This is a genomic window from Dermacoccus sp. BD5 (assembly GCF_044878485.1).
Taxonomy (GTDB): Bacteria; Actinomycetota; Actinomycetes; order Actinomycetales; family Dermatophilaceae; genus Dermacoccus; species Dermacoccus nishinomiyaensis.
This window is the reverse complement of sequence record NZ_JANJER010000014.1, coordinates 50,278-75,099: the sequence shown is the minus strand read 5'-3', so window position 1 is coordinate 75,099 and position 24,822 is coordinate 50,278. Positions and strand designations below refer to the sequence as shown.

Annotated in this window: 26 protein-coding genes; 23 read left to right on the top strand and 3 right to left on the bottom strand. The window is 69.2% G+C overall.

Annotation, left to right across the window (positions count from 1 at the left end; all coding sequences use genetic code 11):
* Window positions 1-57: 57 nt before the first annotated feature.
* Together radA and NQ706_RS11105 are read right to left on the bottom strand one after the other, a co-directional pair.
* A complete protein-coding gene (gene radA, locus NQ706_RS11110) occupies window positions 58-1,437 on the bottom strand; it encodes a DNA repair protein RadA (RefSeq protein ID WP_006943940.1) in 1,380 nt (459 codons plus the stop codon).
* Window positions 1,438-1,684: 247 nt separating this feature from the next.
* Complete coding sequence (locus NQ706_RS11105) at window positions 1,685-2,536, bottom strand: hypothetical protein (protein WP_038569458.1); 852 nt, start codon at window positions 2,534-2,536, stop codon at window positions 1,685-1,687.
* Window positions 2,537-2,624: 88 nt separating this feature from the next.
* Here NQ706_RS11105 and NQ706_RS11100 point away from each other — a divergent pair, with 88 nt between their 5' ends.
* The 16 genes from NQ706_RS11100 (at window position 2,625) to NQ706_RS11025 (ending at window position 17,058) form a co-directional block, all read left to right on the top strand.
* Window positions 2,625-3,476 (top strand): hypothetical protein, encoded by an 852-nt coding sequence (locus tag NQ706_RS11100; RefSeq protein WP_038569456.1) that lies wholly within the window; start codon window positions 2,625-2,627, stop codon window positions 3,474-3,476.
* Window positions 3,477-3,494: 18 nt separating this feature from the next.
* A complete protein-coding gene (locus NQ706_RS11095) occupies window positions 3,495-4,418 on the top strand; it encodes a Ppx/GppA phosphatase family protein (RefSeq protein WP_038569454.1) in 924 nt (307 codons plus the stop codon).
* Window positions 4,415-5,221 carry a sugar phosphate isomerase/epimerase gene (locus NQ706_RS11090; protein ID WP_051806171.1) on the top strand — a complete coding sequence of 269 codons (807 nt, stop codon included), beginning with the start codon at window positions 4,415-4,417 and terminating at the stop codon, window positions 5,219-5,221. The genes NQ706_RS11095 and NQ706_RS11090 overlap by 4 nt, the downstream gene beginning before the upstream one ends.
* 94 nt (window positions 5,222-5,315) lie before the next feature.
* On the top strand, window positions 5,316-6,260 hold the full coding sequence (locus NQ706_RS11085) for a hypothetical protein (RefSeq protein WP_150112794.1): 945 nt from the start codon (window positions 5,316-5,318) through the stop codon (window positions 6,258-6,260).
* A gap of 1 nt (window position 6,261) precedes the next feature.
* Window positions 6,262-7,071 carry a pyrroline-5-carboxylate reductase gene (gene proC / locus NQ706_RS11080; protein WP_038569452.1) on the top strand — a complete coding sequence of 270 codons (810 nt, stop codon included), beginning with the start codon at window positions 6,262-6,264 and terminating at the stop codon, window positions 7,069-7,071.
* A gap of 265 nt (window positions 7,072-7,336) precedes the next feature.
* Window positions 7,337-7,894, top strand: a complete 558-nt coding sequence (locus NQ706_RS11075) for a GNAT family N-acetyltransferase (RefSeq protein WP_038569450.1) — start codon at window positions 7,337-7,339, stop codon at window positions 7,892-7,894.
* Between the two features lie 4 nt (window positions 7,895-7,898).
* Window positions 7,899-9,095, top strand: a complete 1,197-nt coding sequence (locus tag NQ706_RS11070) for an acetoin utilization protein AcuC (RefSeq protein ID WP_038569448.1) — start codon at window positions 7,899-7,901, stop codon at window positions 9,093-9,095.
* Window positions 9,096-9,331: 236 nt separating this feature from the next.
* Window positions 9,332-9,430 carry a 30S ribosomal protein bS22 gene (locus tag NQ706_RS11065; RefSeq protein WP_003792170.1) on the top strand — a complete coding sequence of 33 codons (99 nt, stop codon included), beginning with the start codon at window positions 9,332-9,334 and terminating at the stop codon, window positions 9,428-9,430.
* Between the two features lie 87 nt (window positions 9,431-9,517).
* On the top strand, window positions 9,518-9,820 hold the full coding sequence (locus tag NQ706_RS11060; protein WP_038569446.1) for a glutaredoxin family protein: 303 nt from the start codon (window positions 9,518-9,520) through the stop codon (window positions 9,818-9,820).
* A 196-nt stretch (window positions 9,821-10,016) separates the two neighbouring features.
* Entirely contained in the window at window positions 10,017-10,691 is a 675-nt protein-coding gene (locus tag NQ706_RS11055) for a redox-sensing transcriptional repressor Rex (protein WP_038569445.1), read from the top strand.
* A complete protein-coding gene (locus NQ706_RS11050; RefSeq protein WP_038569444.1) occupies window positions 10,688-11,989 on the top strand; it encodes a glutamyl-tRNA reductase in 1,302 nt (433 codons plus the stop codon). Before NQ706_RS11055 ends, NQ706_RS11050 begins: the two co-directional genes overlap by 4 nt.
* Window positions 11,986-12,969: a hydroxymethylbilane synthase gene (gene hemC / locus NQ706_RS11045; protein WP_038569443.1), complete on the top strand. Its 984-nt coding sequence runs from the start codon at window positions 11,986-11,988 to the stop codon at window positions 12,967-12,969. The genes NQ706_RS11050 and hemC overlap by 4 nt, the downstream gene beginning before the upstream one ends.
* Window positions 12,966-14,615 (top strand): bifunctional uroporphyrinogen-III C-methyltransferase/uroporphyrinogen-III synthase, encoded by a 1,650-nt coding sequence (locus NQ706_RS11040; RefSeq protein ID WP_038569442.1) that lies wholly within the window; start codon window positions 12,966-12,968, stop codon window positions 14,613-14,615. The genes hemC and NQ706_RS11040 overlap by 4 nt, the downstream gene beginning before the upstream one ends.
* On the top strand, window positions 14,615-15,580 hold the full coding sequence (gene hemB / locus NQ706_RS11035; RefSeq protein ID WP_038569441.1) for a porphobilinogen synthase: 966 nt from the start codon (window positions 14,615-14,617) through the stop codon (window positions 15,578-15,580). The genes NQ706_RS11040 and hemB overlap by 1 nt, the downstream gene beginning before the upstream one ends.
* A 404-nt stretch (window positions 15,581-15,984) precedes the next feature.
* Entirely contained in the window at window positions 15,985-16,605 is a 621-nt protein-coding gene (locus NQ706_RS11030) for a superoxide dismutase (protein ID WP_038569440.1), read from the top strand.
* A 192-nt stretch (window positions 16,606-16,797) separates the two neighbouring features.
* Entirely contained in the window at window positions 16,798-17,058 is a 261-nt protein-coding gene (locus NQ706_RS11025) for a DUF559 domain-containing protein (protein ID WP_404360933.1), read from the top strand.
* A 135-nt stretch (window positions 17,059-17,193) separates the two neighbouring features.
* On the opposite strand, the gene NQ706_RS11020 is transcribed toward NQ706_RS11025, so the two are convergent.
* Complete coding sequence (locus NQ706_RS11020) at window positions 17,194-17,724, bottom strand: YceI family protein (RefSeq protein WP_038569438.1); 531 nt, start codon at window positions 17,722-17,724, stop codon at window positions 17,194-17,196.
* Between the two features lie 193 nt (window positions 17,725-17,917).
* Here NQ706_RS11020 and NQ706_RS11015 point away from each other — a divergent pair, with 193 nt between their 5' ends.
* The 7 genes from NQ706_RS11015 to ccsB all read left to right on the top strand — a co-directional run bounded on the left by NQ706_RS11015 (window position 17,918) and on the right by ccsB (window position 24,817).
* Entirely contained in the window at window positions 17,918-18,385 is a 468-nt protein-coding gene (locus tag NQ706_RS11015) for a MarR family winged helix-turn-helix transcriptional regulator (protein WP_038569437.1), read from the top strand.
* 212 nt (window positions 18,386-18,597) lie between these two features.
* The gene (gene hemL, locus NQ706_RS11010) at window positions 18,598-19,923 is read left to right on the top strand and encodes a glutamate-1-semialdehyde 2,1-aminomutase (RefSeq protein WP_150112793.1); all 1,326 of its coding nucleotides are present in this window, start codon (window positions 18,598-18,600) and stop codon (window positions 19,921-19,923) included.
* Window positions 19,920-20,639 (top strand): histidine phosphatase family protein, encoded by a 720-nt coding sequence (locus tag NQ706_RS11005; RefSeq protein WP_081873742.1) that lies wholly within the window; start codon window positions 19,920-19,922, stop codon window positions 20,637-20,639. Before hemL ends, NQ706_RS11005 begins: the two co-directional genes overlap by 4 nt.
* Window positions 20,636-21,238, top strand: coding sequence for a TlpA disulfide reductase family protein (locus NQ706_RS11000; RefSeq protein WP_038569436.1), 603 nt, complete (start codon window positions 20,636-20,638; stop codon window positions 21,236-21,238). The genes NQ706_RS11005 and NQ706_RS11000 overlap by 4 nt, the downstream gene beginning before the upstream one ends.
* The gene (locus NQ706_RS10995; protein WP_006943620.1) at window positions 21,235-21,993 is read left to right on the top strand and encodes a cytochrome c biogenesis CcdA family protein; all 759 of its coding nucleotides are present in this window, start codon (window positions 21,235-21,237) and stop codon (window positions 21,991-21,993) included. The genes NQ706_RS11000 and NQ706_RS10995 overlap by 4 nt, the downstream gene beginning before the upstream one ends.
* On the top strand, window positions 21,993-23,738 hold the full coding sequence (locus tag NQ706_RS10990; RefSeq protein ID WP_038569435.1) for a cytochrome c biogenesis protein ResB: 1,746 nt from the start codon (window positions 21,993-21,995) through the stop codon (window positions 23,736-23,738). Before NQ706_RS10995 ends, NQ706_RS10990 begins: the two co-directional genes overlap by 1 nt.
* Window positions 23,735-24,817 (top strand): c-type cytochrome biogenesis protein CcsB, encoded by a 1,083-nt coding sequence (gene ccsB / locus NQ706_RS10985; protein ID WP_338032957.1) that lies wholly within the window; start codon window positions 23,735-23,737, stop codon window positions 24,815-24,817. The genes NQ706_RS10990 and ccsB overlap by 4 nt, the downstream gene beginning before the upstream one ends.
* Window positions 24,818-24,822: the final 5 nt, after the last annotated feature.

Sequence of the window (24,822 nt, the reverse complement as noted above, 5' to 3'; positions counted from 1 at the left end):
AGTGACTCAACTGGCCGGTGGGAATCCGGGCCCTCGGGGCATCGCTGACCGGGCCGCTCAATCACCTGATGCCGTTCCGACGGCACGCATCGCCGAGCCGAGGTCGGCGCACTCGGCGATGCGCATGCCCGCGGGGGCCTTCTCGGTGCCGAGCGACCCGGCAGGAATGATCGCCTTGTCGAACCCGATGCGCGCCGCCTCGGCGAGACGTCGCGCCACACCGCTGACGGCGCGGATGTCTCCCGAAAGTCCCACCTCGCCGACGGCGATGAGCCCCGCCGGCAGCGGTTTCTCCTGCGCCGAACTGAGCAGGGACAACGCGACGGCGAGGTCGGACGCCGGTTCGCTCAGCTTCGCGCCCCCGACCGTCGAGACGTAGCAGTCGGCACGGCTGACGGGGGCACCCGCGCGGCGTTCGAGGACGGCGAGGATCATCGCGGTCCTCGAGGAGTCGACCCCTGACGTCGTGCGGCGCGGCGAACCACCTGCCGACGGCGCGACGAGCGCCTGTACCTCCGTCACGAGTGGTCGGCGACCCTCGAGCGTCACCGTGACGCACGTACCCGCGACGGGCTTGTCGCGCGAGGTGAGGAACAGTGAGCTCGGGTCCGACAGACCCTGGATGCCGCCGTCGGACAGGTCGAAGCAACCGACCTCGTCGGTCGGCCCGTAGCGGTTCTTGACCGCGCGCACGAGCCGCAGACGCGAGTGACGTTCGCCCTCGAAGGTGATGACGACGTCGACGAGGTGCTCCAACAGACGGGGGCCGGCGATCGAACCGTCCTTCGTCACGTGCCCGACGAGCACCGTCGAGATGTTGCGGGCTTTCGCCACCTGGATGATGGCGGCCGCGACCTCGCGCACCTGCGAGACGTTGCCGGCCGAACCGTCGACCTCGGCGCTCGCGATCGTCTGCACGGAGTCGATGACGAGGAACGTCGGTTGGACCGCATCGATGTGCGCGAGCACGGTGGCGAGGTCGGTCTCGCTCGCGAGGTAGAGCGTGTCGGCGACCGCGTCCGTGCGGTCGGCGCGCAGACGCACCTGCGCCGCGGATTCCTCGCCGCTGACGTAGAGCACCTTCGTGTCAGCGCGTGCCGCGCGCGCGGCGACGTCGAGCAGCAGCGTCGACTTGCCGATGCCCGGCTCTCCCGCGACGAGCATGACGGCGCCCGGTACGAGGCCACCACCGAGGACGCGGTCGAACTCGCCGACGCCCGTCGTCGTGATGGAGGCTTTCGTCGCGTCGACCTCGCGGATCGGCTTCGCCGGGTTGGCGACCTTCGACGCCGCCTGCGTGCGCACGGCGACGGGCCCGCCGACCTCCTCGACGGTGCCCCACGCCTGACACTCGCCACATCGCCCGACCCACTTGACCGTCTGCCACCCACACTCGGTGCATCGGTACGTCGTTCGCTTCGAAGCCTTGCTCGCCATGGCCGAAACCCTAGACGTGAGCGCCGACAACCCCGGGATGGCGGGTAATCCTGCGCTCAGCCGCCCTCGGGAGGGCTCTTAGCCCCCCGCCACTACCGTCGCGATGTTGTGTCATCAACGCGTGAAAACGGCGCGCGCTCATGACGCAAGATCGGCGAAAATCGAGGGATGACGGCACCCGGCCAGGTCAGCACTCGGTGTCGCGGGTCAGGCGGCGCGCCACGGGATGGTGCAGTTGTGGTGAAATTCAGCGGCCCTGGGCCTCCAGCGTCGCGGGATGCACGTACAACGGCAGCAGGTCGCGTCCGGCAGGGGTGACGGCCAGCGCGGCAGCCGCTGCGAGGTGCGCCTCGCAGTACGTGACGAGCACGTCGTAGGCGGCCTGGCCCATGAGCTCGACCAATTCGGGTCGCTGCGAGACGTAGACCGGCTCGGCTCCCACGTGCGCCTCGGAGTTGCCCGAGCAGTACCAGTCGAGGTCGTGCCCGCCCGAACCCCATCCGCGACGGTCGTACTCCGCGATCGTCGTCTCGAGATACTCCTCACCGTCGGGCAGCGTCACGCGACGATACGAACGTCGGATCGGCAACTGCCAGCACACCTCGGGCTTGAGCGACCACGGCTCGACGCCCGTCGCCCACGCCTTCTGATGCAGCGCGCAACCCAGGCCGGGGCCGGCCGTCCTCACGTCGTCCGAACCCTCCACCGACGAGGTGACGTCACCGAATCCCGGCCGGTTCAAGAAGATGCAGGCACCCTCGACGACGCGCGTCTTGCGGTCGCCGTCCTCGTCGACCTCGACCCAGCCGTCAGCCGAGTGGCCCTCGTCGTAGAACTGCCATTCGTCGCGCGTCAACGTCTTCATGACCGACGCGGTGTGCGCCTCGTCCTCGTCGCCGGTGAAGTGCGCGCCGAGCACGCAGCATCCCAGGTCGGGCTTCGACGCATCGATGCCGCAGCATCCGTCGCCGAACGTGCACGTCCAGTTCGACGTCAACCACGTGAGGTCGCAGCGGAAGCGCTCGACGGCGTCCGCCTCGCTCGCCGGGTCGTCGAACTCGACCCAGGTGCGCGGTATCTCGAGATCGCATTCAGCCACGCCCGCGATGATAGGTGCTCGCCGCCCGGCGCGGGTATCGTCGAGGTTCCGCCGCAGACACCCGCGACGCCGACAGGGGAGGCCACGCATGACCTCGCGCACGAGCCTCGCTGCCGGCACCCTCGCACTCTCCCTGCTGACCGGGTGCAGCGCCCTCACGACGCGCAGCGCCTCGAACCCCACCTCGAGTTCGACGACGAGCCCCGCCACCACGCCCGCGGCCCGGATGGCGCAGAGCGGCATCGCCGAGAAGGTCGGGGCTACGCCGCGCACGCAGTCGAAGGGTGGCGCGATGATCGTCGCCGGTGCGCACGCCGTCATCCCCTCCGGCATCGTGACGGCGAGTGAGCGCGCCGTCTCCGCCGTGCGCGGCCTCGACCGTCACGCCTCTGCGAACCCGTTGCTCGTCGTCGTGCCGCGCGACGACGCCGACTTCAAGAAGTACACGGGCACCGAGCCGGGCAGCCAGCTCGCGAGCACGGTGACGCGCGGCGGCACGTTGCCGTTCGTCGTCGTCGCGCCGTGGACGGTGCGTCACGCGAACGACGTGACGGCCCGCGAGACGCTCGCACACGAGGCGTTCCACGCCCTCACGCTCGAGAAGCTGCGCGAGACGCGGCCGCTGTGGCTGCTCGAGGGGTGGGCCGAGTACGTCGGCCAGAAGCTCGTCCCGCAGGCGCCGCACAAGCGCACCGACATCCGTCCGCATCTGCCGAGCGACGAGGAACTGCGCGGCGCGAACGCCGCCGACGCGTACTACGTGGCGTTCACGTTCGCGCGTTTCCTGCGCGACACGTACGGCAACGGCGCCGTCATGGCGTTCTACACCGACGCCGTCACGACGACGACCGACATCGAGACCCTCGCGCAGCGGCACTTCCACAAGGGCCTCACCCAGCTGGAGACCGACTACGACGCCTGGTACCCCACGTTCCGCTGAGCCGGATACCCTGCGACCATGCGCCTCGGAGTCATCGACGTCGGTTCCAACACCGTGCACCTGCTCGTCGTCGATGCGCACCCCGGCGCCCAGCCGTTGCCCGCGATGTCGCACAAGCGCGTGCTGCGCCTGTCCGAACACGTCACCGCCGACGGCCTCATCGACGCATCCGGTATCGCCGATCTGACGCAGTTCGTCGGCGAATGCGTGACGATCGCCGAAGACGCCGGCATCCGCGAACTCATGTCGTTCGTGACGTCCGCGGTGCGCGAGGCGCCCAACGGTCAGGCCGTCCTCGATCATGTGCGTGAGCACACCGGCCAGGAGCTGCGCGTGCTGACGGGCGAGGAGGAGGCGCGCGTGACGTTCCTCGCCGCGCGCCGCTGGTTCGGCTGGTCGAGCGGGCGCCTGTTCGGCATCGACATCGGCGGCGGCTCGCTCGAACTCGCGACGGGTATCGACGAGACGCCCGACACCGCCGTCAGTCTGCCGCTGGGGGCCGGGCGCCTCACGCGTGAGCTGGCGGGCGATCCGCCGTCCGCGGAAGATCTGCGCGCCCTGCGCACGCGCGTGCGCGCCGAGATCGCCGGCGTCGCACGGGATCTGACGCGCTGGGGCACACCTGATCGCACCGTGGGCACGAGCAAGACGATCCGTTCCCTCGCGCGCCTGACGGGGGCCGCGCCGTCGAGTGACGGCCCGTTCGCGCCGCGCTCGCTCGCCCGCGCAGGCCTTAGCGACCTCGTCCCCCGACTCGCGGCGATGACGGCGACCGAACGCGCGCAGCTGCCCGGCGTCAGCGTCGAACGCAGCGCGCAGGTGCTCGCCGGTGCCGTCGTCATCGAGGCGACGATGGATCTGTTCGACGTCGACTCCCTCGACGTGTGCCCCTGGGCGTTGCGCGAGGGGCTCATCCTGCGCCGATTGGACGCGCTGGTGTGAGCATCCGCGTCGGTCTGTCCACCGCGTCGTGCTACCCGTTGAGCACGGCGGCGGCCTTCCGCATCGCAGCCGAACTCGGCTACGACGGCGTCGAGGTCATGGTCTGGACCGAGCCGGCGAGCCAGGACGCGCGGGCCCTGCGCGAGCTGTCCGAACGTCACGGCGTGCCGATCCTGTCGATCCACGCCCCGACGCTGTTGCTCACGCAACGCGTCATGGGCAACGAGCCGTGGGGCAAGATCGACCGTTCCGTCGACCTCGCACGCGACGTGGGAGCCGGCACGGTCGTCCTGCACCCGCCGTTCCGGTGGCAGAAGGAGTACGCGACGGGGTTCGTCGACGGCGTCGCGCAACGCGAGGCCCGCCACCCGGAGATCAAGCTCGCCGTCGAGAACATGTTCCCGTGGCGCGCTCGCGGACGCGAGGTGCAGGCGTACCTGCCCCATTGGGATCTGCGGCGCAACCACTACGCGCACACGACGCTCGACCTGTCGCACACGGCGACGTCCGGCAGCGACGCCATCGCCGTTGCCGAAGAACTCGGCGATCGCCTCAGCCACATCCACCTCGCCGACGGGCTCGGCTCCTACAAGGACGAGCACCTCGTTCCGGGGCGCGGCACGCAGCCGTGCGCGCAGATGCTCGAGATGCTCGCGCGTGACCAGTTCGGCGGCGACGTCGTCGTCGAGGTCGGCACGCGACGCCTGTCCGACGAAGACCGGCTCGTCGACCTCGCCGAGGCGCTCGCGTTCGCGCGGCTGCACCTCGCGATCGGGGCCGGACGCATCAGTTCGCCGTTCTGACGAACCCGCCCCGTGCGGAGCCGCGAGACGGTGTGCTGACGCACGGGTGGGCCACGTAGGCTGGGTCGAAACGTCGACGAAGGAGGTGGCGCCGATGCCGAAGTACTCGTTCGGTCCGCGTCTGCCCGCAGCCACGTCGAAGGTCGTCTCGGCGGCGTCGCGTGGGCCGATCGCGCGCGCCGCGGCGAAGTCGCTCGTCGCCGGTGAGAGCATCGACGACGCCATCCGCGTCACCGACGAACTCACGAGCGCAGCAGCCGGCACTACCGCTGAAAGCCCCGATGAACAATCCCGTATCTCGTGGCGCCCGCTGCTCGTGCCGCCGGCGAGCACGGACGACCTGCTCACCGTCCAGGCCGACACGATCGGCGCAGTGAGCGCGCTCGCCGCGAGCGGCGCGCCGTCACCGGATCTGACGATCGACGTCGGCACGTTCGGCGTCTTCGCCGATGACGTCTCGGGCGGCGTCCTCATCAACAGTCTGCGCGAGGTCGGGCAGGCCGCGCGCAACGCGGGGGTGACGCTGACGCTCACCGTCACCGACCCCCTCTACATCCAGGCCGTCTACGTGCTCGGCGACGAACTGCGCCAGGATTTTCCGGAGACCGGCATCGTGCTGCCCACCCGCCTGCGCGGCGCGTCCGACGACCTGAGCGACCTCGCCACGAAAGGGCGTCGCGTGCGTCTGACGACGGAACGCCTCGACGCCGCGCTCGGCATGACATCGGCGCGCGAGAGCGGCAACGCGTTCGTCGACATCACGAAGGCGCTGCTCGACGCGCAAGCCGTCACGGCTTTCGACACCGACGACGCGCTGCTGCTCGACATCGCCGCCTCCCTCGTGCGCCGCCACGACGCGCAGGGTGCCGAGGTCGTCACCCCGCTCGGCATCACGGCCCCGACCCACCACGATGACGCCTTCGCGCGCCGCGTCGTCGTCCCGTACGGCCCGATGTGGTCGACATACGTCGCGAGCGCGCTCGCGGGGCGGCCGTCGTTGGCACTGACGCTGCCCAACCCCGTTCGACGCAGGAGATGACATGACGAAGTCCGCCCGCCGCATCGCGTTCATCGGCACCGGCAACATGAACGAGGCCGTCATGGCCGGCGCTCTCGCAGGCGGTTTCGACGCGGATGACGTCGTCGCCACGTCGCGTCGCGTCGAGCGCGGCACGCAGTTGCGCGAGAAGTACGGCGTCGCGACGATGACGTCGAACCCCGACGCCGTCGCGAGCGCCGAGACGGTCGTGCTCGGCGTGAAGCCGTACCAGCTCGACGACGTACTCGAGGAGATCGGCCCGCATCTCGCGGACGGCGCCGTCGTCGTCAGCCTCGCCGTGGGGCGATCGACCATCTCGCTCGAGGAGCACCTGCCCGACGGCGCCGCGGTCGTCCGCGTCATGCCGAACACTCCCGCGATGGTCGGGGCGGGCATGCACGCGGTGACGCCCGGCGCACACTGCGACGACGACCAACTGGCGCGCGCGAAGACGCTCCTCGCCGCGTCGGGCGATGTCATCACGGTCGCCGAGAAGGACCACGACGCCGTGACGGCGGTCTCCGGCAGCGGCCCGGCGTACCTGTTCTACCTCGCCGACGCGATGATCGAGGCGGGCGTCCTGCTCGGCCTGCAGCGCGATGTCGCGCACCGGCTCGCCGTTCAGACGATCGTCGGCGCGGGCACGATGCTCGCGGAGTCGGGGGAGTCGCCCGTCCAGCTGCGCGAGAAGGTCTCGAGCCCCGGCGGGACCACGATCACGGCGCTCGCCGAACTCGACCAGCGGGCCGTGCGCGCGGCGATGGTGGCGGCGATGAAGGCCTGCCACGACAAGTCTGCGTCGATGGGTTGAGCTCGTAGGGCTCGATCGGCGGGAAGAACCAGCAGGGAAGAATCAACACGGCTGAATCAGTGGGGCGTGTCGTTCGTGCGACGCTTCGGCGCTTCCTCGACTCGCTTCCGTCCGCCCCTCGATCGCTCGTTCACCCGATGTTCACCCATCCAAGAACGTTGACGGGCAAGCAGATTGCGCGCCTCATCGCGGCCGCCGCTCCCGGCATCCGGCGCACGGCACCCCCAGCGCCCATCGGCTCAGCCAAACGTGGTTCGATATGCGTATGACTGCGTTGACTGTACGAACCCTTGGCGAAGACGACTGGCAGATCTACCGCGACGTTCGCCTGAGCGCTCTGGAGGAGTCGCCCGAGGCCTTCGCGGCGTCGTCGTCCGCCGAGAAGCAGCTCGACGAGAGCGCGTGGCGTCGACGCATGGCGCGTGCGCGCCGCATCCTCGCGACCGACGAGAACGGCGACAAGGTCGGCGTCGTCTCGCTGCGCAGCGATGTGCGTGACGACGAGGAGTCGCCGTACGGCGAGCTGTTCGGCCTGTGGGTCACACCCGACGCGCGTGGCACGGGCGTCGCCGTCGCGCTGCTCGAAGCTGTTCTCGAGCAGGCGCGCAAGGAGAGCCTGGGCGCCGTCATCTACTGGGTCGGCACCGACAACGCGCGTGGTGTGGCGTTCGCGTCGAGCCGCGGTTTCCTGCCGACCGAGCACCGTCGTCCGATGAACCCGAACTCGTCCGACACCGAGTCCGAGGAAGAGGCTGCGTTCGTCTACCCGCTCGGTGCCGACGAGACCTCCATCCCGAGCGACGTCCTCGACGCGCGTCACTGACGTCATGCCCCACCCGACCCTCGTCATCTGGGACGCCGCGCTGACGCGGTACGACTTCGGTGAGGGTCACCCGATGAACCCTCTGCGGCTCGCGCTGACTGCGCGCCTCGCGGAGGGTCTCGGCGTTCTGGGGCATGTCGACGTCGAGGCGCCACGCCTGCCAGACGGAAGCGACGAGTTCCTCCTCAGCGTCCACTCGCGCGCGTACGTCGACGCTGTCATGGCCGCATCGGCGAACCCGGCGGACGCCGATACGTCGTTCGGTCTGGGCACGGAGGACGACCCGGCGTTCGTCGGCATGCACGACGTCTCCGCGCTCATCGCGGCCGGTACGCTGCGCGCCGTCCAGGCCGTGCACACCGGTGAGTACGAGCACGCGGTCAACTTCACCGGCGGCCTGCACCACGCGATGCCCGTCGCGGCGAGCGGTTTCTGCATCTACAACGACGCGGCGATCGGCATCCAGTGGTTGCTCGATCAGGGCGTCGAGCGCGTCGCGTACGTCGACATCGACGTCCACCACGGCGACGGCGTCGAGAAGACGTTCTGGAACGACCCGCGCGTGCTGACGATCTCGATCCACGAGTCGGGCACCGTGCTGTTCCCCGGCACCGGCTTCGCCCGCGACTGCGGCGGGCCCGAGGCCGAGGGCATGGCCGTCAACGTGTCGCTGCCGCCCGGCACCGGCGACGCCGAGTGGCTGCGCGCGCTGCACGCCGTCGTCCACCCTGTCGTGACGGCCTTCGCGCCGCAGGTGCTCGTCACCCAGCACGGTTGCGACTCGCACTACTCCGACCCGCTCGCGCACATGGTGCTGACGGTCGACGCGCAGAAGATGGCGCATCAGTCGCTGCACGAGCTCGCGCACGATGTGTGCGACGGGCGCTGGGTCGCGCTCGGCGGCGGCGGGTACGAGCTCGTCGACGTCGTCCCGCGCTCGTGGACGCACCTGACGGCCATCGCCGCCGATCACCCGATCCCGCTCGAGACGCCGACGCCGGACGAGTGGCGCCGCCACGTCGAGGCCATCACGGGGCGCACGGCGCCGACGAAGATGGGTGACGGTGTCGCCGAGAACGACGACGTGTGGTTCCAGTCGTGGGCCTCCGGCATGCATCCCGAGTCGCAGGTCGACCAGGCCGTCATGGCGACACGTGAAGCCGTCTTCCCGCATCATGGCCTGGACGTCTGGTTCGACTGACGTCCACCTTGCCCGGCAGTGACGACCCGTGGGCGATGGGCGCGAGCGCCACGACGGGACGTCGAAGCACTCGCCGGTGAACGGCGCGTCACCCCCACGAGTCGCGCAGCAAAACAGCAGACGATACGATGGCTCAGATATTCCCGTGGCCGACCCACCTCGCGGTGGGGCAGGAACGCACCGGCGAATGTCGGCACGGGCATCGCCAAGGACAACAGGTAAGGAACGGTTCACTCATGGGCTCCGTCATCAAGAAGCGCCGCAAGCGCATGGCCAAGAAGAAGCACCGCAAGCTGCTTCGCAAGACGCGTCACCAGCGTCGTAACAAGAAGTGACCTGATCACTCTTGACGCTCCAGGCCCCTGCCGCCACGCGCGGCAGGGGCCTGTTGCATGCTCGGGGCATGCTCCTAGGCTGGTGCGATGAACGTCTCCCCGCTGCGACGCGCTCTCGGACACACCCCCGATGACGCTGTGAGAAGAATCACCCTCATCACCAAGCCCGGCTGCCACCTGTGCGACGACGCGCGCGCCGTCGTCGAGAAGGTCGCCGCGGAGACGAGCGCCGAGGTGGAGGAGATCGACATGCTCGAGCACCCCGATCTCGTGGCGAAGTATGCCGAGCAGATCCCCGTCACGCTGGTCGACGGCAAGCAGCACGACTACTGGCGCGTCGACGAGGATCGGCTGCGCCGCGCCGTCACGGGCGGGCGTCGGCGGAGGTAGGGACCAAGGTCCCGTCGCGTCCAAATGGCCCTCATTCCGCGTCATCACGCGGACGTGAACGACGTCACGTCACTTTGTGCCTCGGTGCACAAGGTCTAAGCTCGGGGGGTCCCGCGAACGCCTGTGCAGGCGTTTGGTATACGCGCCCCGCACCGCGAAGTGAGCGCGTGAACCCCGAGGAAAGGCCGTAGCTGCCGTGAGCACCGAGCACGTAGAGCGCCGGGAGATTCCCGACGCCACCGTGAATCGGCTACCGGTGTATCTACGCGTGCTCAACGAGCGCGCCGCGATGGGGCAGGAGCGAATCTCCTCCGAGGCGCTCGCCGAGCAGGCCGGGGTCTCCTCCGCCAAGCTGCGCAAGGATCTGTCGGCCCTCGGCTCGTACGGCGTGCGCGGTGTCGGCTACGACATCGTCACCCTCGCCGACCACGTCGCCGGCGCCCTTGGCCTCGAGCGCGAGTGGTCCGTCGCCATCGTCGGCATGGGCAACCTCGGGCGTGCGCTCACGACGTACGGCGGCATCGGCGTCAAGGGCTTCGACATCAAGTGGCTCATCGACGACGACCCGCGCGTCGTCGGCACGGACGTCGGCGGCCGCGTCATCGTCCCGTTCGAGGCGCTGCGACCCGAGCCGGGGGAGGGTGTCATCGGCATCATCGCGACGCCCGCCACCGCGGCGCAGCAGGTCGCCGACCGCCTCGTCGTCGCCGGTGTGCGCAGCATCCTCAACTTCGCCCCCACCGTCCTGACCGTGCCCGCCGACGTGCAGGTGCGCGGCGTCGACATGGCGGGCGAACTCCAGATCCTCGCGTTCCGTGAGCAGCACTCACGCCTCGCCCGCTCTCGCACCACGAAGGAGCTCCTGGCATGAGCGTCATCGTCCTCGGCCTGTCCCACCGCTCGGCGCCACTCGCCGTGCTGGAGCGTGCCTCTCTCGACCCCGCAGGTCAGCAGGCGCTGCTCGAGCGGCTGCTTGCGGGGGAGAACGTCGACGAGCCGATCGTGCTGTCGACGTGCAACCGCGTCGAGGTGTATGCCGATGCGACGACGTTCCACGGCGCCGTCACCGAGATCGGTGAGGCGCTCGCCGCCGCGACGGGTGTCGGCCTCGGCGAGCTGCGTGAACACCTCTACGTCCACTTCGACGAACGCGCCGTCGCGCACCTGTTCAACGTCGCCGCCGGCCTCGACTCACTCGCGGTGGGGGAGAGCCAGATCCTCGCCCAGCTGCGCGAGAGCCTGCGCGAGGGGCAGCGCTCCGGGCGCATCGGCCCCGTCATGTCGCGCCTCGTGCAGCAGGCGCTGCGCGTCGGCAAGCGCGTGCACTCCGAGACGGGCATCGACACCGTCAGCCGCTCCCTCGTCGAGCGCGCCCTCGACCTGTCGGGCAACATGCTCGGCGACCTGACGGGTGTGCGCGCCGTCGTCGTCGGGGCGGGCGCCATGAGCTCCCTCGCCACCCACACGCTCGTCCGGCACGGTCTTGGCGAGGTGACCGTCGTCAACCGCACGTTCGACGCCGCGCGCCGCCTCGCCGACGCCGCCGGCTGCGCCGCGCGCCCCATCGACGAACTGCCCGACGCCCTCGCCGCGGCCGACCTCGTCGTGTCGTGCACCGGCGCCGTTGGCCACGTCATCGACGCGACGCTCGCGGCTCGCGCGAATCCTGAAGGGCGCCCCCAGGTCTACGTCGACCTCGCGCTGCCGCGCGACGTCGCCGACGAGGTCTCCTGCGTCCGCGGCGTCGCCGTGCTCGGCCTCGGCGACCTCGGCCCGCAGGTCGAGGGCGAGCCCGGCGCGGAGGCGGAGATCAAGGCCGTCCAGGATCTCGTGACGAGCGAGGTCGCCGCCTACGTCGTCGCGCGCCGCGCCGAGCGCGTCGCCCCGACCGTCGCGGCGCTGCGCGCCAACGCCGCCGACATCGTCGCCGCCGAGTTGAGCCGCCTCGACAGCCGCGTCGACCTCGACGAGACGACTCGCGCGCAGGTGCAGCTGACGGTGCACCGCGTCGTCGAGAAACTCCTGCACACGCCCACGGTGCGGGTGAAAGAACTTGCCAGCCAGGGTGGTGCTGTCGGTGAGAGTGATTACGCCGCAGTGCTTTCCGCCCTCTTCGACCTCGACCCCGCGCAGACGCGCGTCGTCACGGTTCCCCCGGAGATGCCATGAACAGCCAAGCAGCCGACGCCGCGCCGATCCGCCTGGGCACCCGACGCAGCCACCTCGCGATGACGCAGTCGACGTGGGTGGCCGAACAGTTGCGCGCGCACGGCCACGCCGTCGAGATCGTCGAGATCACGACCGAGGGCGACGTCAACCGCGCCTCGCTCGCGCAAATGGGCGGCACGGGCGTGTTCGCCGCCGCCATCCGCCGCGCACTGCTCGACGGTGAGGTCGACATGGCGGTGCACTCGCTCAAGGACCTGCCCGTCGCGCCCGAACCGGGCCTCGTGATCGCCGGCATCCCCGTGCGCGAGGACCCGCGCGACACCCTCATCGCTCGTGACGGCCTGACGCTCGGCGAACTGCCTGCGGGCGCCGTCGTCGGCACCGGCTCGCCGCGACGTGCCGCGCAGTTGCAGGCGCTCGGGCTCGGCTTCGAGATCCGCGACATCCGCGGCAACATCGACACGCGCATGGGCTACGTGACGAGCGGAGAACTCGACGGCGTCATCCTGGCGCGCGCCGGGCTGGCGCGCGTCGAACGCACCGACGCCATCAGCGAGACGATCGACCCGCTGCAGATGCTGCCCGCCCCCGGCCAGGGCGCGCTCGGGCTCGAATGCCGCGAGGGTGACGCACGCGTCATCGCGGCGCTCGCCGAACTCGACGACGCCGACACGCGCGCCGCCGTCACCGCCGAGCGCGCCGTGCTCGGCGCCCTCGAAGCTGGCTGCGCGGCACCGGTCGGCGCGCTTGCGGAGATCGTCGAAGAGCCCGACGGCTCGCTCGAGATCTCACTGCGCGCCTTCGTCGGTGCGCCCGACGGCTCGTTCGAGCTGCGCCGCAGCGACGTCGGCTCCTACGACGACCCGGTCGCCGTCGGGGAGGCGCTCGCCCGCACGCTGCTCGACGACGGCGCGGGCGCCGTCATCCCGCCGCGCGAGACACCGAATCCCACGACGAGCACGAAGGAGGCAGGCGCATGAGCACCGACCAGCACCACGCGAGGGTGGCCTTCGTCGGCGCGGGCCCGGGCGACCCGGGCCTGTTGACGATGCGCGCCGCGCGCCTCATCGAGAACGCGGACGCGGTGATCTTCGACCAGATCTGCGGTGAGCGCTTCGTCGCGCCGTTCGTGCGCGACGAGGTCGAGCTCGTCGACGCAGGCTATGGCGACGCGGGCGCGCAGCTCACCACCGCGAGCCGCGCGAAGCTCGTCGTCAAGACCGCGAAATCCGTTGCAGCGCAGCATGATGACGCCGGCAGCTCGGCTCGAGGTGGCGAGCAGCCGCTCGTCGTGCGCCTCATGGACGGCGACCCGTCGACGTTCCACGGCCTCGCCGAAGAAGCGCTCGCGTGCTCCAAGGCGGGCATCGACTTCGAGATCGTCCCGGGCGTCTCGGCCGTCTCCGCGGTGCCCGCGTACGCGGGCGTGCCGCTGACGGACGCGAAGGCGCGCACCGTCCACGTCGTCACTGCCGGCGACCCGAAGATCGACTGGGGGCGTTCGATCGACGCGTGCATCACCGTCGTCGTGCTCGGCCAGGCCGACGCGCTCAAGACGTCGCTGTGCGAATTGCGCGAGGCCGGCCGACGGGGCAACACGCCCGTCGCGCTGACGGAGAACGGCACGACGATCACGCAGTCGACGGTGACGACGACGCTGGACGAGGTGCCCGCCGTGCTCAAGCGAGCCTCGTTCGACGGGCCCGTCATGGCGATCGTCGGCTCGACCGTCGCCCACCGCGACCTGCTGTCGTGGTGGGAGAACAAGCCGCTGTTCGGCTGGAACGTGCTCGTGCCGCGCACGAAGGAGCAATCGGGTTCGATGATCGAGCGTCTCGCGACGCACGGCGCAACGAGCACCGTCGTGCCGACGATCAGCGTCGAGCCGCCGCGCACGCCGCAGCAGATGGAGAAGGCCGTCAAGGGCCTCGTCACGGGGCGCTACGAGTGGGTCGGATTCACGTCCGTCAACGCCGTGCGCGCCGTGCGCGAGAAGTTCGCCGAGTTCGGGCTCGACGTGCGCGCGTTCGCGGGCGTCAAGATAGCCGCCGTCGGCGGGGTGACGGCGAACGCGCTGCGCGAGTGGGGCCTCGAGGCCGACCTGACGCCGTCGGGTGAGCAGTCGGCACAGGGTCTGCTCGAGGTGTGGCCCGACTACGACGAGGATCTCGACCCGATCAACCGCGTCTTCCTGCCGCGCGCCGACATCGCGACGGACACGCTCGTCGCGGGCCTCGAGGAGATGGGCTGGGAGGTCGACGACGTCACCGCGTACCGCACGGTGCGCGCGGCCCCGCCCGCGCCGGAGGTGCGTGAGGCGATCAAGTCGGGCAAGTTCGACGCCGTGTGCTTCACGTCGAGCTCGACGGTGCGCAACCTCGTCGGCATCGCCGGCAAGCCGCACACGTCGACCGTCGTCGCGTGCATCGGCCCGGCGACGGCTAAGACCGCCGAAGAGCACGGGCTGCGCGTCGACGTCGTCGCGCCCGAGGCGTCGGCGGCGTCCCTCGTCGACGCTCTCGCCGGCTACGGCCGGTCGCTGGCCCACGAGGCCGCGGAGTCTGGGGAGAAGGTACGCCGCCCGAGCGATCGACGCGGGGCGGCCCGACGAAAGGTGAAGGCCTGATGAGTAGCTACGATCTGACGCACCGTCCGCGGCGGCTGCGCACGTCGCCGGTGATGCGCGACATGGTCGCCGAGACGGTCGTTTCGCCGTCCGACCTCATCCTGCCGGTGTTCGTGCGCGAGAACGCTTCGGAGAACACGCCGATCGCGTCGATGCCGGGCGTCGTGCAGCACACGCTCGACTCGCTCGTCGCGGAAGCGAAGCGCGCGCGTGACGCCGGCATCGCAGGCGTCATGCTGTTCGGCGTGCCGGAGTCGAAGGACGCCGTGGGTTCGGGTGCGCTCGATCCTGACGGCATCCTCAACGTCGGGCTGCGTGCCGTGCGTGACGCCGTCGGTGACGACCTGCTCGTCATGGGTGACCTGTGCCTCGACGAGTTCACCGACCATGGTCACTGCGGGGTGCTCGACGACGCGGGCCGGGTCGACAACGACGCGACGCTCGACGTGTACGCGCAGATGGCGGTGGCGCAGGCGCAGGCCGGTGCGCACGTGCTCGCCCCGAGTGGCATGATGGACGGCCAGATCGGTGTCATCCGTGCGGCGCTCGATCTGTCGGGGCACGACGACGTCGCCGTCATGGCGTACTCGGCGAAGTACGCGTCGGCGGCGTACGGCCCGTTCCGTGAGGCCGTGCAGAGTTCGTTGCAGGGTGATCGCGCGACGTATCAGCAGGATCCGCGCAACCGCACCGAGTCGTTGCGTGAGGCGATGCTCGACGAGGAGCAGGGTGCGGACATCCTCATGGTGAAGCCCGCGCTGCCGTACCTGGACGTGTTGTCGGACGTCGCGGCTGCCGCGACGGTGCCGGTCGCGGCGTATCAGGTGTCGGGTGAGATGGCGATGATCGAGGCGGCTGCAGCGAACGGTTGGATCGATCGTGAGCGCATGATCCGCGAGTCGCTGACGTGCATCAAGCGTGCCGGCGCGTCGATCATCTTGACGTACTACGCGCTGACGATCTAGCTCGGTGGGGCCTGAGCTTGCGAAGGTTCCAACGAGCGTTGAGGAAGCGCGTCGAAAAGATCGTGCGCTGACGATCTGGCTCGGTGGGGCCTGAGCTTGCGAAGGTTCCAACGAGCGTTGAGGAAGCGCGTCGAAAAAATCGTGCGCTGACGATCTGGCTCGGTGGGGCCTGAGCTTGCGAAGGTTCCATCAAGCGTTGAGGAAGCGCGTCAAATAGATCGTGCGCTGACGATCTGACGCGTGCTGACGACCGATCGGGCGCCCAGCCCATCTCGTCACGCATGAGGAGAGGCCACGAGTTGTTGCTCGTGGCCTCTCGCGCTTCCCGTCCCAGGTGCGACTTTATCGCATCTGACGAGGTATGCCTTAGTTGCGACTGAGTCGCAGGTGGGTAGCGTGGGGTCATGGCTGACTACTCGCTCCCGGAACTTCCCTACGACTACGCAGCTCTCGAGCCCTACATCTCGGGCGAGATCATGGAGTTGCACCACGACAAGCACCACGCGACGTACGTCAAGGGCATCAACACGGCCGTCGACCAGCTGTCGGAGATGCGTGACAAGGAGGAGTTCACGTTCCTCGGCACGCTGGAGAAGAACCTGGCGTTCCACCTCGGTGGCCACGTCAATCACTCGGTGTTCTGGACGAACATGTCGCCTGACGGTGGTGACAAGCCCGTTGGTGATCTCGCGGCTCATATCGACGCCGACTTCGGTTCGTTCGACAAGTTCCGCGCGCAGTTCGAGGCCAACGCCCTCGGTGTGCAGGGTTCCGGCTGGTCGGTGCTGACGTGGGACATGGTCGCGCAGAAGCTGTACATCGTTCAGCACTTCGACCACCAGGGCAACGTGCCGATCTGCATGGTTCCGCTGCTCATGCTCGACATGTGGGAGCACTCGTACTACCTGCAGTACAAGAACGACAAGGCGACGTTCGTCAAGCAGTGGTGGAACATCGTCAACTGGGCTGACGTGCAGGCGCGTTTCGAAAAGGCGTCGAAGCAGACGCCCGGTCTCATCGTCTGACCGCTGCATCAGTCATCGACGCAAGGGTTGAGGAGGTTCGCGCTCCAGGGGGGCGCGAACCTCCTCAACCCTTGTCGGCGTCTGCGGCTGTCATCCCCGTCGGTGACGATCGTGGGCGCCATCGTGAGGCGGGGGAGGCCCCAGGGTGGGCCGGCGTCGATGGCGCCGGGCGCGGCGCGCGCGTCAGGCTAGATCCATGACTGTGGAGCGAGTGAGTGCAACGCAGGACGCTGGTACCTCGATGCACGCTGGAACGCCGCGGGCCTCGTCGCCGAGATCGACGGCGCACACCACCAGGGCGGCGCCAACCCGATCGCCGACGCGCTGCGGCAGACCGCCGTCGCCCTCCACGGCGATCGCGTCCTGCGCATTCCCGACGTCGGCCTGCGCAGCGACCCTGATGCCTTCCTCGACCAGATCGAAGCAGCCCTCATCGACGCAGGGGTTGCTTGATCGACGTCAGGCCTTTTTCCGGGCCTGACTCCTCAACGCTCGCTTCGGCAGGATCCTCGCATGACATGAGCGTTCGTCCGCGCCGTGCTCGACGAACACAACGCTCCGGTCCTACCTACGATCGTTCGATCGTCGTCAGGCCTTCGTGAACTCGAGGTCGAGGTTGATCTTGATCTTCTCGCTGATCAGGACGCCGCCACCGTCGAGGGGAGCGTTGAACGTCATGCCGAAGTCGTTGCGGTTGATCTCACCCGACGCCTCGAAACCGGCGCGCGTGGCGCCCCACGGGTCGGTCGCGACACCGTTGAAGTCGTACGAGAACGTGACGGGCTTCGTCACATCCTTGATCGTCAGGTCACCCGTGATCTCGTCGTCCGTGATCTGCGTGGCCTTGAACGTCATCGTGGGGTAGGTCTCGACGTCGAAGAAGTCGCCCGACTTGACGTGCGCATCACGGTCGGCGCTGCCCGTGTCGATCGACGCGGTCTGCACCGTGAACTCGACGCTCGAATCCGAGATCGGGTCGGCGGCGACGACCGTCGCCGAGTAGTCGGTGAACTTGCCGCGCACCTTCGTCACCATGAGGTGACGGGCGACGAACGAGATCTCCGTGTGCGCCGGGTCGATGTTGCAGGTGCCGGCGGGGAGGGTGTTGAGGGAGGCCATGACGAGCCCCTTTCCTTCAGATCGTTGGTGGTCGATGCGCTCACCGTAGCGGAGTGTTGTTGAATGTTCAACTACATGCCCGGGGCGCGTATTCCATTCCACACCCCAACAGGGGGTTCGTGTGGAACTGACGGTGAACACCGGGAATACTGGGTCTGTTGAGGAAGCGGCTGCAGGAGAGGCGAGTAGCGTGATGCGAGGTGGCGAGACGGCGTGGTTGAGCGAGTCCGAGCAGGCTGCATGGCGGCACTATCTGCGCGGCGCGCGGGCGCTCGAGACGGCGCTCGATCGTGAACTTCTCGCCCACGGCATGTCGCTGGCCGAGTACGAGATCCTCTCGATGCTCTCCGAATCGGAGGGTCGGCGCCTGCGCATGAGTGCGCTCGCGGCCATCGTCGTGCAGTCACGCAGCCGGCTGACGCACACCGCCAACCGCCTCGAACGGCGCGGCTGGGTCGAGCGTCAGCCCTGCCTCGACGACTCGCGCGGCGTCGAACTCGTCCTCACCGAGGACGGGCTGCAGGCCCTGCACGAGGCAGCCAAGGTGCACGTCGCGAGTGTGCGAGCCTTTATGGTCGACGTGATGCCCGCGCGTCAGTTCGCGAGCCTCGGGGATGCCATGCGCCGCGTCGGCGAGGCCGTCGAGGCCAGCGAGCGCTGACGACCGGAGCACGCCACCACCCCGCGCACGGTGTGTCGAGGTACCACCTGCCACGCCCGGAGCGAGGAGTATGACGGGACGTTCCCTGCGACGGCGCGCACCGGCCGTCCCCGTCGCGGGTGCGACGACGCGACGCTGCTGTGGTGGGCCTCACGGCCGTGAGGGGGCCGGCGTGGAGGGGGTTGTCAGTGCGCGATGGAACAATGATGCGCATGAGCCAGAACACCTCGACGTCTCAGGCATTGCTCGATCACGCCCGCTCGGTCACCCCAGGCGGCGTCAACTCCCCGGTGCGCGCGTTCCGCGCCGTCGGCGGCACGCCGCGCTTCATCCGTGAGGCGAAGGGGCCGTGGCTGACGGATGTCGACGGCAACCGTTACGTCGACCTCATCTGCTCGTGGGGGCCGATGATCCTCGGCCACGCCGACCCGCGCGTCATGGACGCGGTGCAGCAGGCCGCGTCGCGCGGGTTCAGCTTCGGCACGCCGAGCGAGAACGAGGTGGCGCTCGCCACCGAGATCGTCAGCCGCGTCGAGCCGGTCGAGCAGGTACGCCTCGTCTCCTCCGGCACCGAGGCCACGATGTCGGCCATCCGTCTCGCCCGCGGCGCGACGCAGCGCAGCAAGATCGTCAAGTTCGCAGGGTGCTACCACGGTCACGTCGACGCGCTGCTCGCCTTCGCCGGCTCCGGCCTCGCGACGTTCGCCCTGCCCGACTCGGCCGGCGTCCCCGCCTCCAGTGCGGGAGAGACGATCGTGCTGCCGTACAACGACGTCGACGCGCTCGACGCGGCCTTCGCCGAGCACGGTGACGAGGTCGCCGCCGTCATCACCGAGGCCTCGCCGGGCAACATGGGCGTCGTGCCGCCGGTGCCCGGTTTTACGAAGGCGCTGCGCGACATCACCACGAAGCACGGCGCTCTGCTCATCTCCGACGAGGTGATGACGGGCTTCCGCTGCTCCGCGGCCGGCTGGTTCGGTCACGAGGGTCAGCAGGGTGAGACGGCGCCAGATCTGTTCACGTTCGGCAAGGTCATGGGTGGCGGCTTCCCAGCTGCTGCGTTCGGTGGGCGTCGCGACCTCATGGAGCTGCTCGCACCCGACGGCCCCGTCTACCAGGCGGGCACCCTCGCCGGTAACCCGATCGCGACGGCCGCCGGCCTCGCGACCCTGCAGGCCTGCACGCCCGAGGTCTACGCCCACCTCGACCGCGTCGCACACACGATCGCCGATGCGGCCTCGAGCGAGCTGATGAAGGCCGGCGTCCCGCACCAGGTGCAGTGGGCGAGTTCGATGTTCTCGATCTTCTTCACCGATGAGGCCGTGACGAACTACGATGGCGCCAAGAAACAGGACATCCATGCCTTCGCCCGCTTCTTCGACGCGATGCTCGCCCAGGGCGTGCACCTGCCGCCGTCGTCGTTCGAGGCCTGGTTCGTCTCCGCGAGCCACGACGACGAGGCCGTCGCGCACATCGTCGAAGCGCTGCCGACCGCGGCGCGCGCCGCGGCGTCCACAGACTCGGCTGCGACACTGTGAGCATGTCCGAGCACGTCACCTCCGATCCGTCGCGGACGCCGCAGCCGTCACCCGCCGCCGTCAGCGAGCCGCGGGTGCCCGGCACGACGCTCGTGCACCTCGTGCGCCACGGCGAGGTCCACAACCCCGAGAAGGTGTTGTACGGGCGCCTCGATGGATACCACCTCTCTGAGCTCGGGCACGAGATGGCCGAGTTGACGAGCCAGTGGTTGGCGCCACGTGACGTCACGCACCTCGTCAGCTCGCCGCTCGAGCGAGCGCAGGAGACGATGGCGCCGATCGCCGACAAGCTCGGTCTGCCTGTCACGCTCGACGAGCGTGTCATCGAGGCAGGCAACGACTTCGAGGGCATGACGGTGGGCTCGAACCCCAAGCAGCTCATGCAGCCGCGCTTCTGGCCGAAGCTCACCAACCCGTTCCGCCCCAGCTGGGGCGAGCCGTACGACGAGATCGCCGCGCGCATGGATGCGGCGATCCGTGATGCTCGTGATGCGGCATCCGGGCACGAGGCCGTCATCGTCAGCCACCAGCTGCCGGTGTGGACGGCGCGTCGTTTCGCCGAGGGCAAGCGCCTGTGGCACGACCCGCGCTCGCGCGAGTGCACGCTCGCGTCGGTGACGACGATCGAGTTCACCGGCGATGAGATCACCGACGTGCGCTACACCGAACCCGCCGGCCGGTTGCTCGCCGCCTCGACGAACGCGGTGGGAGCATGAGCAGCAGCATCACCCGGCGCGTCGCCGCCGTCATCGCTGCCGGTGCTCTGACGTTCGGTGCGACGGCGTGCGGTGACGGCAAGAACGAAGAGATCAGCAAGCAGGCGCAGGACCAGAAGGGCTACGTCGGCGGCGACGGAACCGTCGAGGAGCTTCCCGCAGCCAAGCGCGACAAGCCCGTCACGTTGAGTGGCAAGCTGCTCGACGGCACCGACTGGAACGTGGAGCAGGCTCGCGGCAAGGTTGTCGTGCTCAACGTCTGGGGCGCCTGGTGCGGCCCGTGCCAGGCCGAGATGCCGCACCTGCAAAAGGCGTGGCAGTCGTACGAGAAGTCGGGCAAGAACGTCGTGTTCATGGGCATCGACCAGCGTGACTCGAACGCCGTCGCCAGTTCGGCCCTGAAGAAGTGGGGCGTCACGTACCCGTCCCTGGCCAATGACGACGGCGCCAACCTGCAGGGCCTGCAGCGCAAGGTCTCCGCGACCCCGACGACGCTCGTGCTCGACGCGCAGGGCCGCATCGCCGCGCGCGTCAGCGGGGCGACGACGGAGACGACGGTGCGCAACATGGTCGACAAGGTGCTGGCGGAGAAGGCTTGATCGCGTTGCTCGCGGCGAGCGACTCGCCGAGACAGATCGTCGCGGACGGCGCGTTGCCGCTCGCGATGTTCTTCGCTGCCCTCGCGGGGCTCGTCTCGTTCGCCTCGCCGTGCGTGCTGCCACTCGTACCAGGCTTCCTCGCCTACGTGACCGGCCTGACCGACGAGAAGCGTCGCACCCGCATCATCCTCGGCGCGTGCCTGTTCGTCCTCGGCTTCTCCGTCGTGTTCGTCGGCCTGCAGGCCGCGCTGTCGTTCTTCGTCGACACCGTCGGCGCCCACGACACGCTGCTGCTGCGCGTCGGCGGGGTGTTCGTCATCGTCATGGGCCTGCTGTTCCTCGGCGTGCTCGGCCAGCGCGGATTCACCGTGCGCTGGCGCCCGGCCGCGGGGCTGCTCGGCGCTCCGCTGCTCGGCGCCGTGTTCGCGCTCGGCATGTCGCCGTGCGTCGGGCCGGTCTACGGCGCGATCCTCGCGGCCAACACCGCACTCGGATCGAGCGGTGTCAACGGACGCGGGTTGCTGCTCACCGCCTGCTACAGCCTGGGCATCGGCATCCCCTTCATTCTCATCGCGGCCGGCTGGAGCCGCGCCGAGCGCGCCTCGAAGTGGTTGCGCGCGCGGCATCGTCCGATCCAGCTCGTCGGCGGCGGCCTCATGATCGCCATCGGCGTGCTCATGGTGACGGGTCTGTGGAACTCGCTCATCGCCGACATCCAGACCCATCTCGTCAATCAGTTCGAACCGGTGATCTAGTGGCCAAGACGTCAGACAACCCCGAACCCGGCGCGTTCCGCGTCGACGACGCTGCTCACGGCGAGGCATCCATGGGCGGTGCGGCGCGCGGCGACGTGCCCCGTGACGATGCGGCCGACGCAGACTCGACGAAGACGTCCTCGCGGGACGATCGGGCGACGGTGACGCAGCCGCGTCTCGGGTTCCTCGGCGGCCTGCGCTGGTTCTGGCGGCAGTTGACGAGCATGCGCACGGCGCTGTTCCTGTTGCTGCTCGTCGCGGTCGGGGCCGTGCCGGGCTCGATCTTCCCGCAGCACTCGATCGACGAGCAGCGTGTCACGCAGTACCGCCTCGATCATCCGGATCTGGCGCCGTGGCTCGACCGGCTCGGCATGTTCAACGTCTACAGCTCGCCGTGGTTCGCCGCCATCTACCTTCTGCTGACTGTGTCGCTCGTCGGCTGCATCATCCCGCGCGTCCGGGTGCACTACAAGGCGATGCGGCAGGGCCCGCCCGCGATGCCCCGCCGCCTCTCACGCCTTCCCGCGCACCGCGAGGTGACGCTCGAGGCGACCCCCGAGCAGGTCATCGCCGCGACGCGTACCGTCCTGCGGCGCAAGCGGTTCGCGCTGCGCAAGGGCACGGGCGAGTTCGAGGTCGCCTCCGAGGGCGGCATGCTGCGCGAGACGGGCAACCTGCTGTTCCACCTCAGCCTCATCGGCATCATCGTCTCGGTCGCGGCCGGGCACGTCTGGGGCTGGCGCGGTGACGTCATCGTCCCCGAGGGCAGCGGTTTTGCCTCGACGCCGTCGCGCTACGACACCCTGAAGCTCGGGCCGTGGGTCGATGCGGAGCAGGACATCCCCGACTGGGCGCTCAAGATGAACACGCTCAAGGTGACGTTCGAGAGCAACGTCGACCCGACGAGCAGCCAGTGGGGTCAACCGCGCGACTTCACCGCCGACGTCGACTACCGGGAGTCGGCGAACAGCGCGTGGAAGAAGGACACGATCAAGGTCAACCACCCGCTGAAGGTGGGAGGCGGCGAGGTGTACCTGCTCGGCAACGGCTACGCCCCGAAGATCACGTTCAAGGACGCGAAGGGCAACGTCCTGTATGACGAATCCACGCCGTTCCTGTCGATCGACAACAAGTACAAGTCGACCGGCGCATTCAAGATCTCGGGCGCCTCACCGAAGCAGATCGGCCTCACCGGCTTCTTCCTGCCGACGGCCTACCTCGACCCGAACCTGGGCCCGAGCTCGGCCTTCCCCGACGCCAAGGCGCCGGCGCTGTACCTCACGGCGTTCACGGGCGACCTGTACCCGAACGGTCGCCCGCAGTCGGTGTTCAGCCTCGACACCGGCACGATGACGCAGCTCAAGGACGAGAAGGGCCAGCCGGTGCGTCTGCAGCTCGCCCTCGGCCAGACGGTGCAGCTGCCGAACAACCTCGGCTCCGTGACGTTCGACGCGGCGCCACGGTGGGCGGGGCTGTCGATTCGTCACGACCCCGGCAAGGGGCCGGCCCTACTGTTCAGCGTCCTCGCACTCGCCGGCCTCGTGCTTTCCCTGACGATCCGTCGTCGGCGCGTGTTCGTCCGCGTCCGTTCCGCTACGGATGGCGACACCGACGCGCGTACAGTGGTTGAGATCGGTGGGCTCGCCAAGGGTGAGGATCCTCGTCTCGCGCTGGCGGTCGACGACATCCTCGAACGCATCAGCCGCGCGGCGGCCCCCACCACGAAGACGACAGGTAAGGCATGATGTCCGCTTTCGCATTCATCGACGAGGCGCACAGCACCCTCGCGCAGAACTCCACGCGCGCCGTGTATGCGGCCGCGCTCGTCCTCACCCTCGCGATGCTCTCGTTCTGCGTCGACCTCGCCCAGGCCCCTGGCCGTCAGGCGCGGGCCGGACGCCGAGGCGCGGCCGATGAGGCTGCTGTCGAGGCCGACGCCATGAGCGCCGAGGCCACGAGCGCCGGCGCGGCAGCGTCGTCGAAGGCCAGTGTCGGCGGTGCGACGGCGGTGCTCGAACGCACCCGCGAACGTCGTGACCTCGACGGCGACGGCACCCCCGACGTCCCGGCCGACGGTCACAAGCGTCAGTGGGCCGGCACCGGCATGGCGCTGACGTGGCTGGGTGCCGCGTTCCTCATCGCGGGCATCGTCATGCGATCGCTCGCCGTGCACCGCCCGCCGCTGGGCAACATGTACGAGTTCGACCTCGCCGGTACCGCGTTCCTGCTCGTGTGCTTCCTGCTGTGGAGCCTGCGAAAGGACGTGCGCTGGCTTGGCGCGTTCGTCACGCTGCCCGCGACGCTGTTCCTCATCCTCGCGGCGAAGGTGTACTACACCGAGGCGAGCAAGCTCATGCCGTCGCTGCAGTCGTACTGGTTGTCGATCCACGTGACGGTCGCGACGCTGTCCGTCGGCCTGTTCACGATCGGCTTCGTCATCACAGCGCTGTACCTCGCCCAGAAGACGCGCGAGGAGAGGGGCAAGAGCGGCGGTTTCCTGCGCTCGCTGCCCGATTCGGAGACCCTCGACCGCCTCGCCTACGGCGTGCACATCATCGCGTTCCCGCTGTGGATGTTCACCGTCCTGTGCGGCGCCATCTGGGCGCAGGAGGCCTGGGGTCACTACTGGAACTGGGACCCGAAGGAAGTGTGGTCGCTCGTCATCTTCATCGTCTACGCGGCCTACCTGCACAGCCGCGTGACGGTCGGGTGGAGCGGACGCAAGGCCGCCGCCGTCGTCCTCGTCGGCTTCGCGTGCATCCTCATCAACTACGGCGTCGTCAACGTGTTCTTCGTCGGCCAGCACTCCTACTCGGGGCTGTGATCGGC

Bases quoted from the DNA above. Each gene is read 5' to 3' on its own strand.
- radA (WP_006943940.1), bottom strand. From the start codon at position 1,437: ATGGCGAGCAAGGCTTCGAAGCGAACGACGTACCGATGCACCGAGTGT.
- NQ706_RS11100 (WP_038569456.1), top strand. From the start codon at position 2,625: ATGACCTCGCGCACGAGCCTCGCTGCCGGCACCCTCGCACTCTCCCTG.
- NQ706_RS11095 (WP_038569454.1), top strand. From the start codon at position 3,495: ATGCGCCTCGGAGTCATCGACGTCGGTTCCAACACCGTGCACCTGCTC.
- NQ706_RS11085 (WP_150112794.1), top strand. From the start codon at position 5,316: ATGCCGAAGTACTCGTTCGGTCCGCGTCTGCCCGCAGCCACGTCGAAG.
- proC (WP_038569452.1), top strand. From the start codon at position 6,262: ATGACGAAGTCCGCCCGCCGCATCGCGTTCATCGGCACCGGCAACATG.
- NQ706_RS11075 (WP_038569450.1), top strand. From the start codon at position 7,337: ATGACTGCGTTGACTGTACGAACCCTTGGCGAAGACGACTGGCAGATC.
- NQ706_RS11070 (WP_038569448.1), top strand. From the start codon at position 7,899: ATGCCCCACCCGACCCTCGTCATCTGGGACGCCGCGCTGACGCGGTAC.
- NQ706_RS11065 (WP_003792170.1), top strand. From the start codon at position 9,332: ATGGGCTCCGTCATCAAGAAGCGCCGCAAGCGCATGGCCAAGAAGAAG.
- NQ706_RS11060 (WP_038569446.1), top strand. From the start codon at position 9,518: ATGAACGTCTCCCCGCTGCGACGCGCTCTCGGACACACCCCCGATGAC.
- NQ706_RS11050 (WP_038569444.1), top strand. From the start codon at position 10,688: ATGAGCGTCATCGTCCTCGGCCTGTCCCACCGCTCGGCGCCACTCGCC.
- hemC (WP_038569443.1), top strand. From the start codon at position 11,986: ATGAACAGCCAAGCAGCCGACGCCGCGCCGATCCGCCTGGGCACCCGA.
- NQ706_RS11040 (WP_038569442.1), top strand. From the start codon at position 12,966: ATGAGCACCGACCAGCACCACGCGAGGGTGGCCTTCGTCGGCGCGGGC.
- hemB (WP_038569441.1), top strand. From the start codon at position 14,615: ATGAGTAGCTACGATCTGACGCACCGTCCGCGGCGGCTGCGCACGTCG.
- NQ706_RS11030 (WP_038569440.1), top strand. From the start codon at position 15,985: ATGGCTGACTACTCGCTCCCGGAACTTCCCTACGACTACGCAGCTCTC.
- NQ706_RS11020 (WP_038569438.1), bottom strand. From the start codon at position 17,724: ATGGCCTCCCTCAACACCCTCCCCGCCGGCACCTGCAACATCGACCCG.
- NQ706_RS11015 (WP_038569437.1), top strand. From the start codon at position 17,918: ATGCGAGGTGGCGAGACGGCGTGGTTGAGCGAGTCCGAGCAGGCTGCA.
- hemL (WP_150112793.1), top strand. From the start codon at position 18,598: ATGAGCCAGAACACCTCGACGTCTCAGGCATTGCTCGATCACGCCCGC.
- NQ706_RS11000 (WP_038569436.1), top strand. From the start codon at position 20,636: ATGAGCAGCAGCATCACCCGGCGCGTCGCCGCCGTCATCGCTGCCGGT.
- ccsB (WP_338032957.1), top strand. From the start codon at position 23,735: ATGATGTCCGCTTTCGCATTCATCGACGAGGCGCACAGCACCCTCGCG.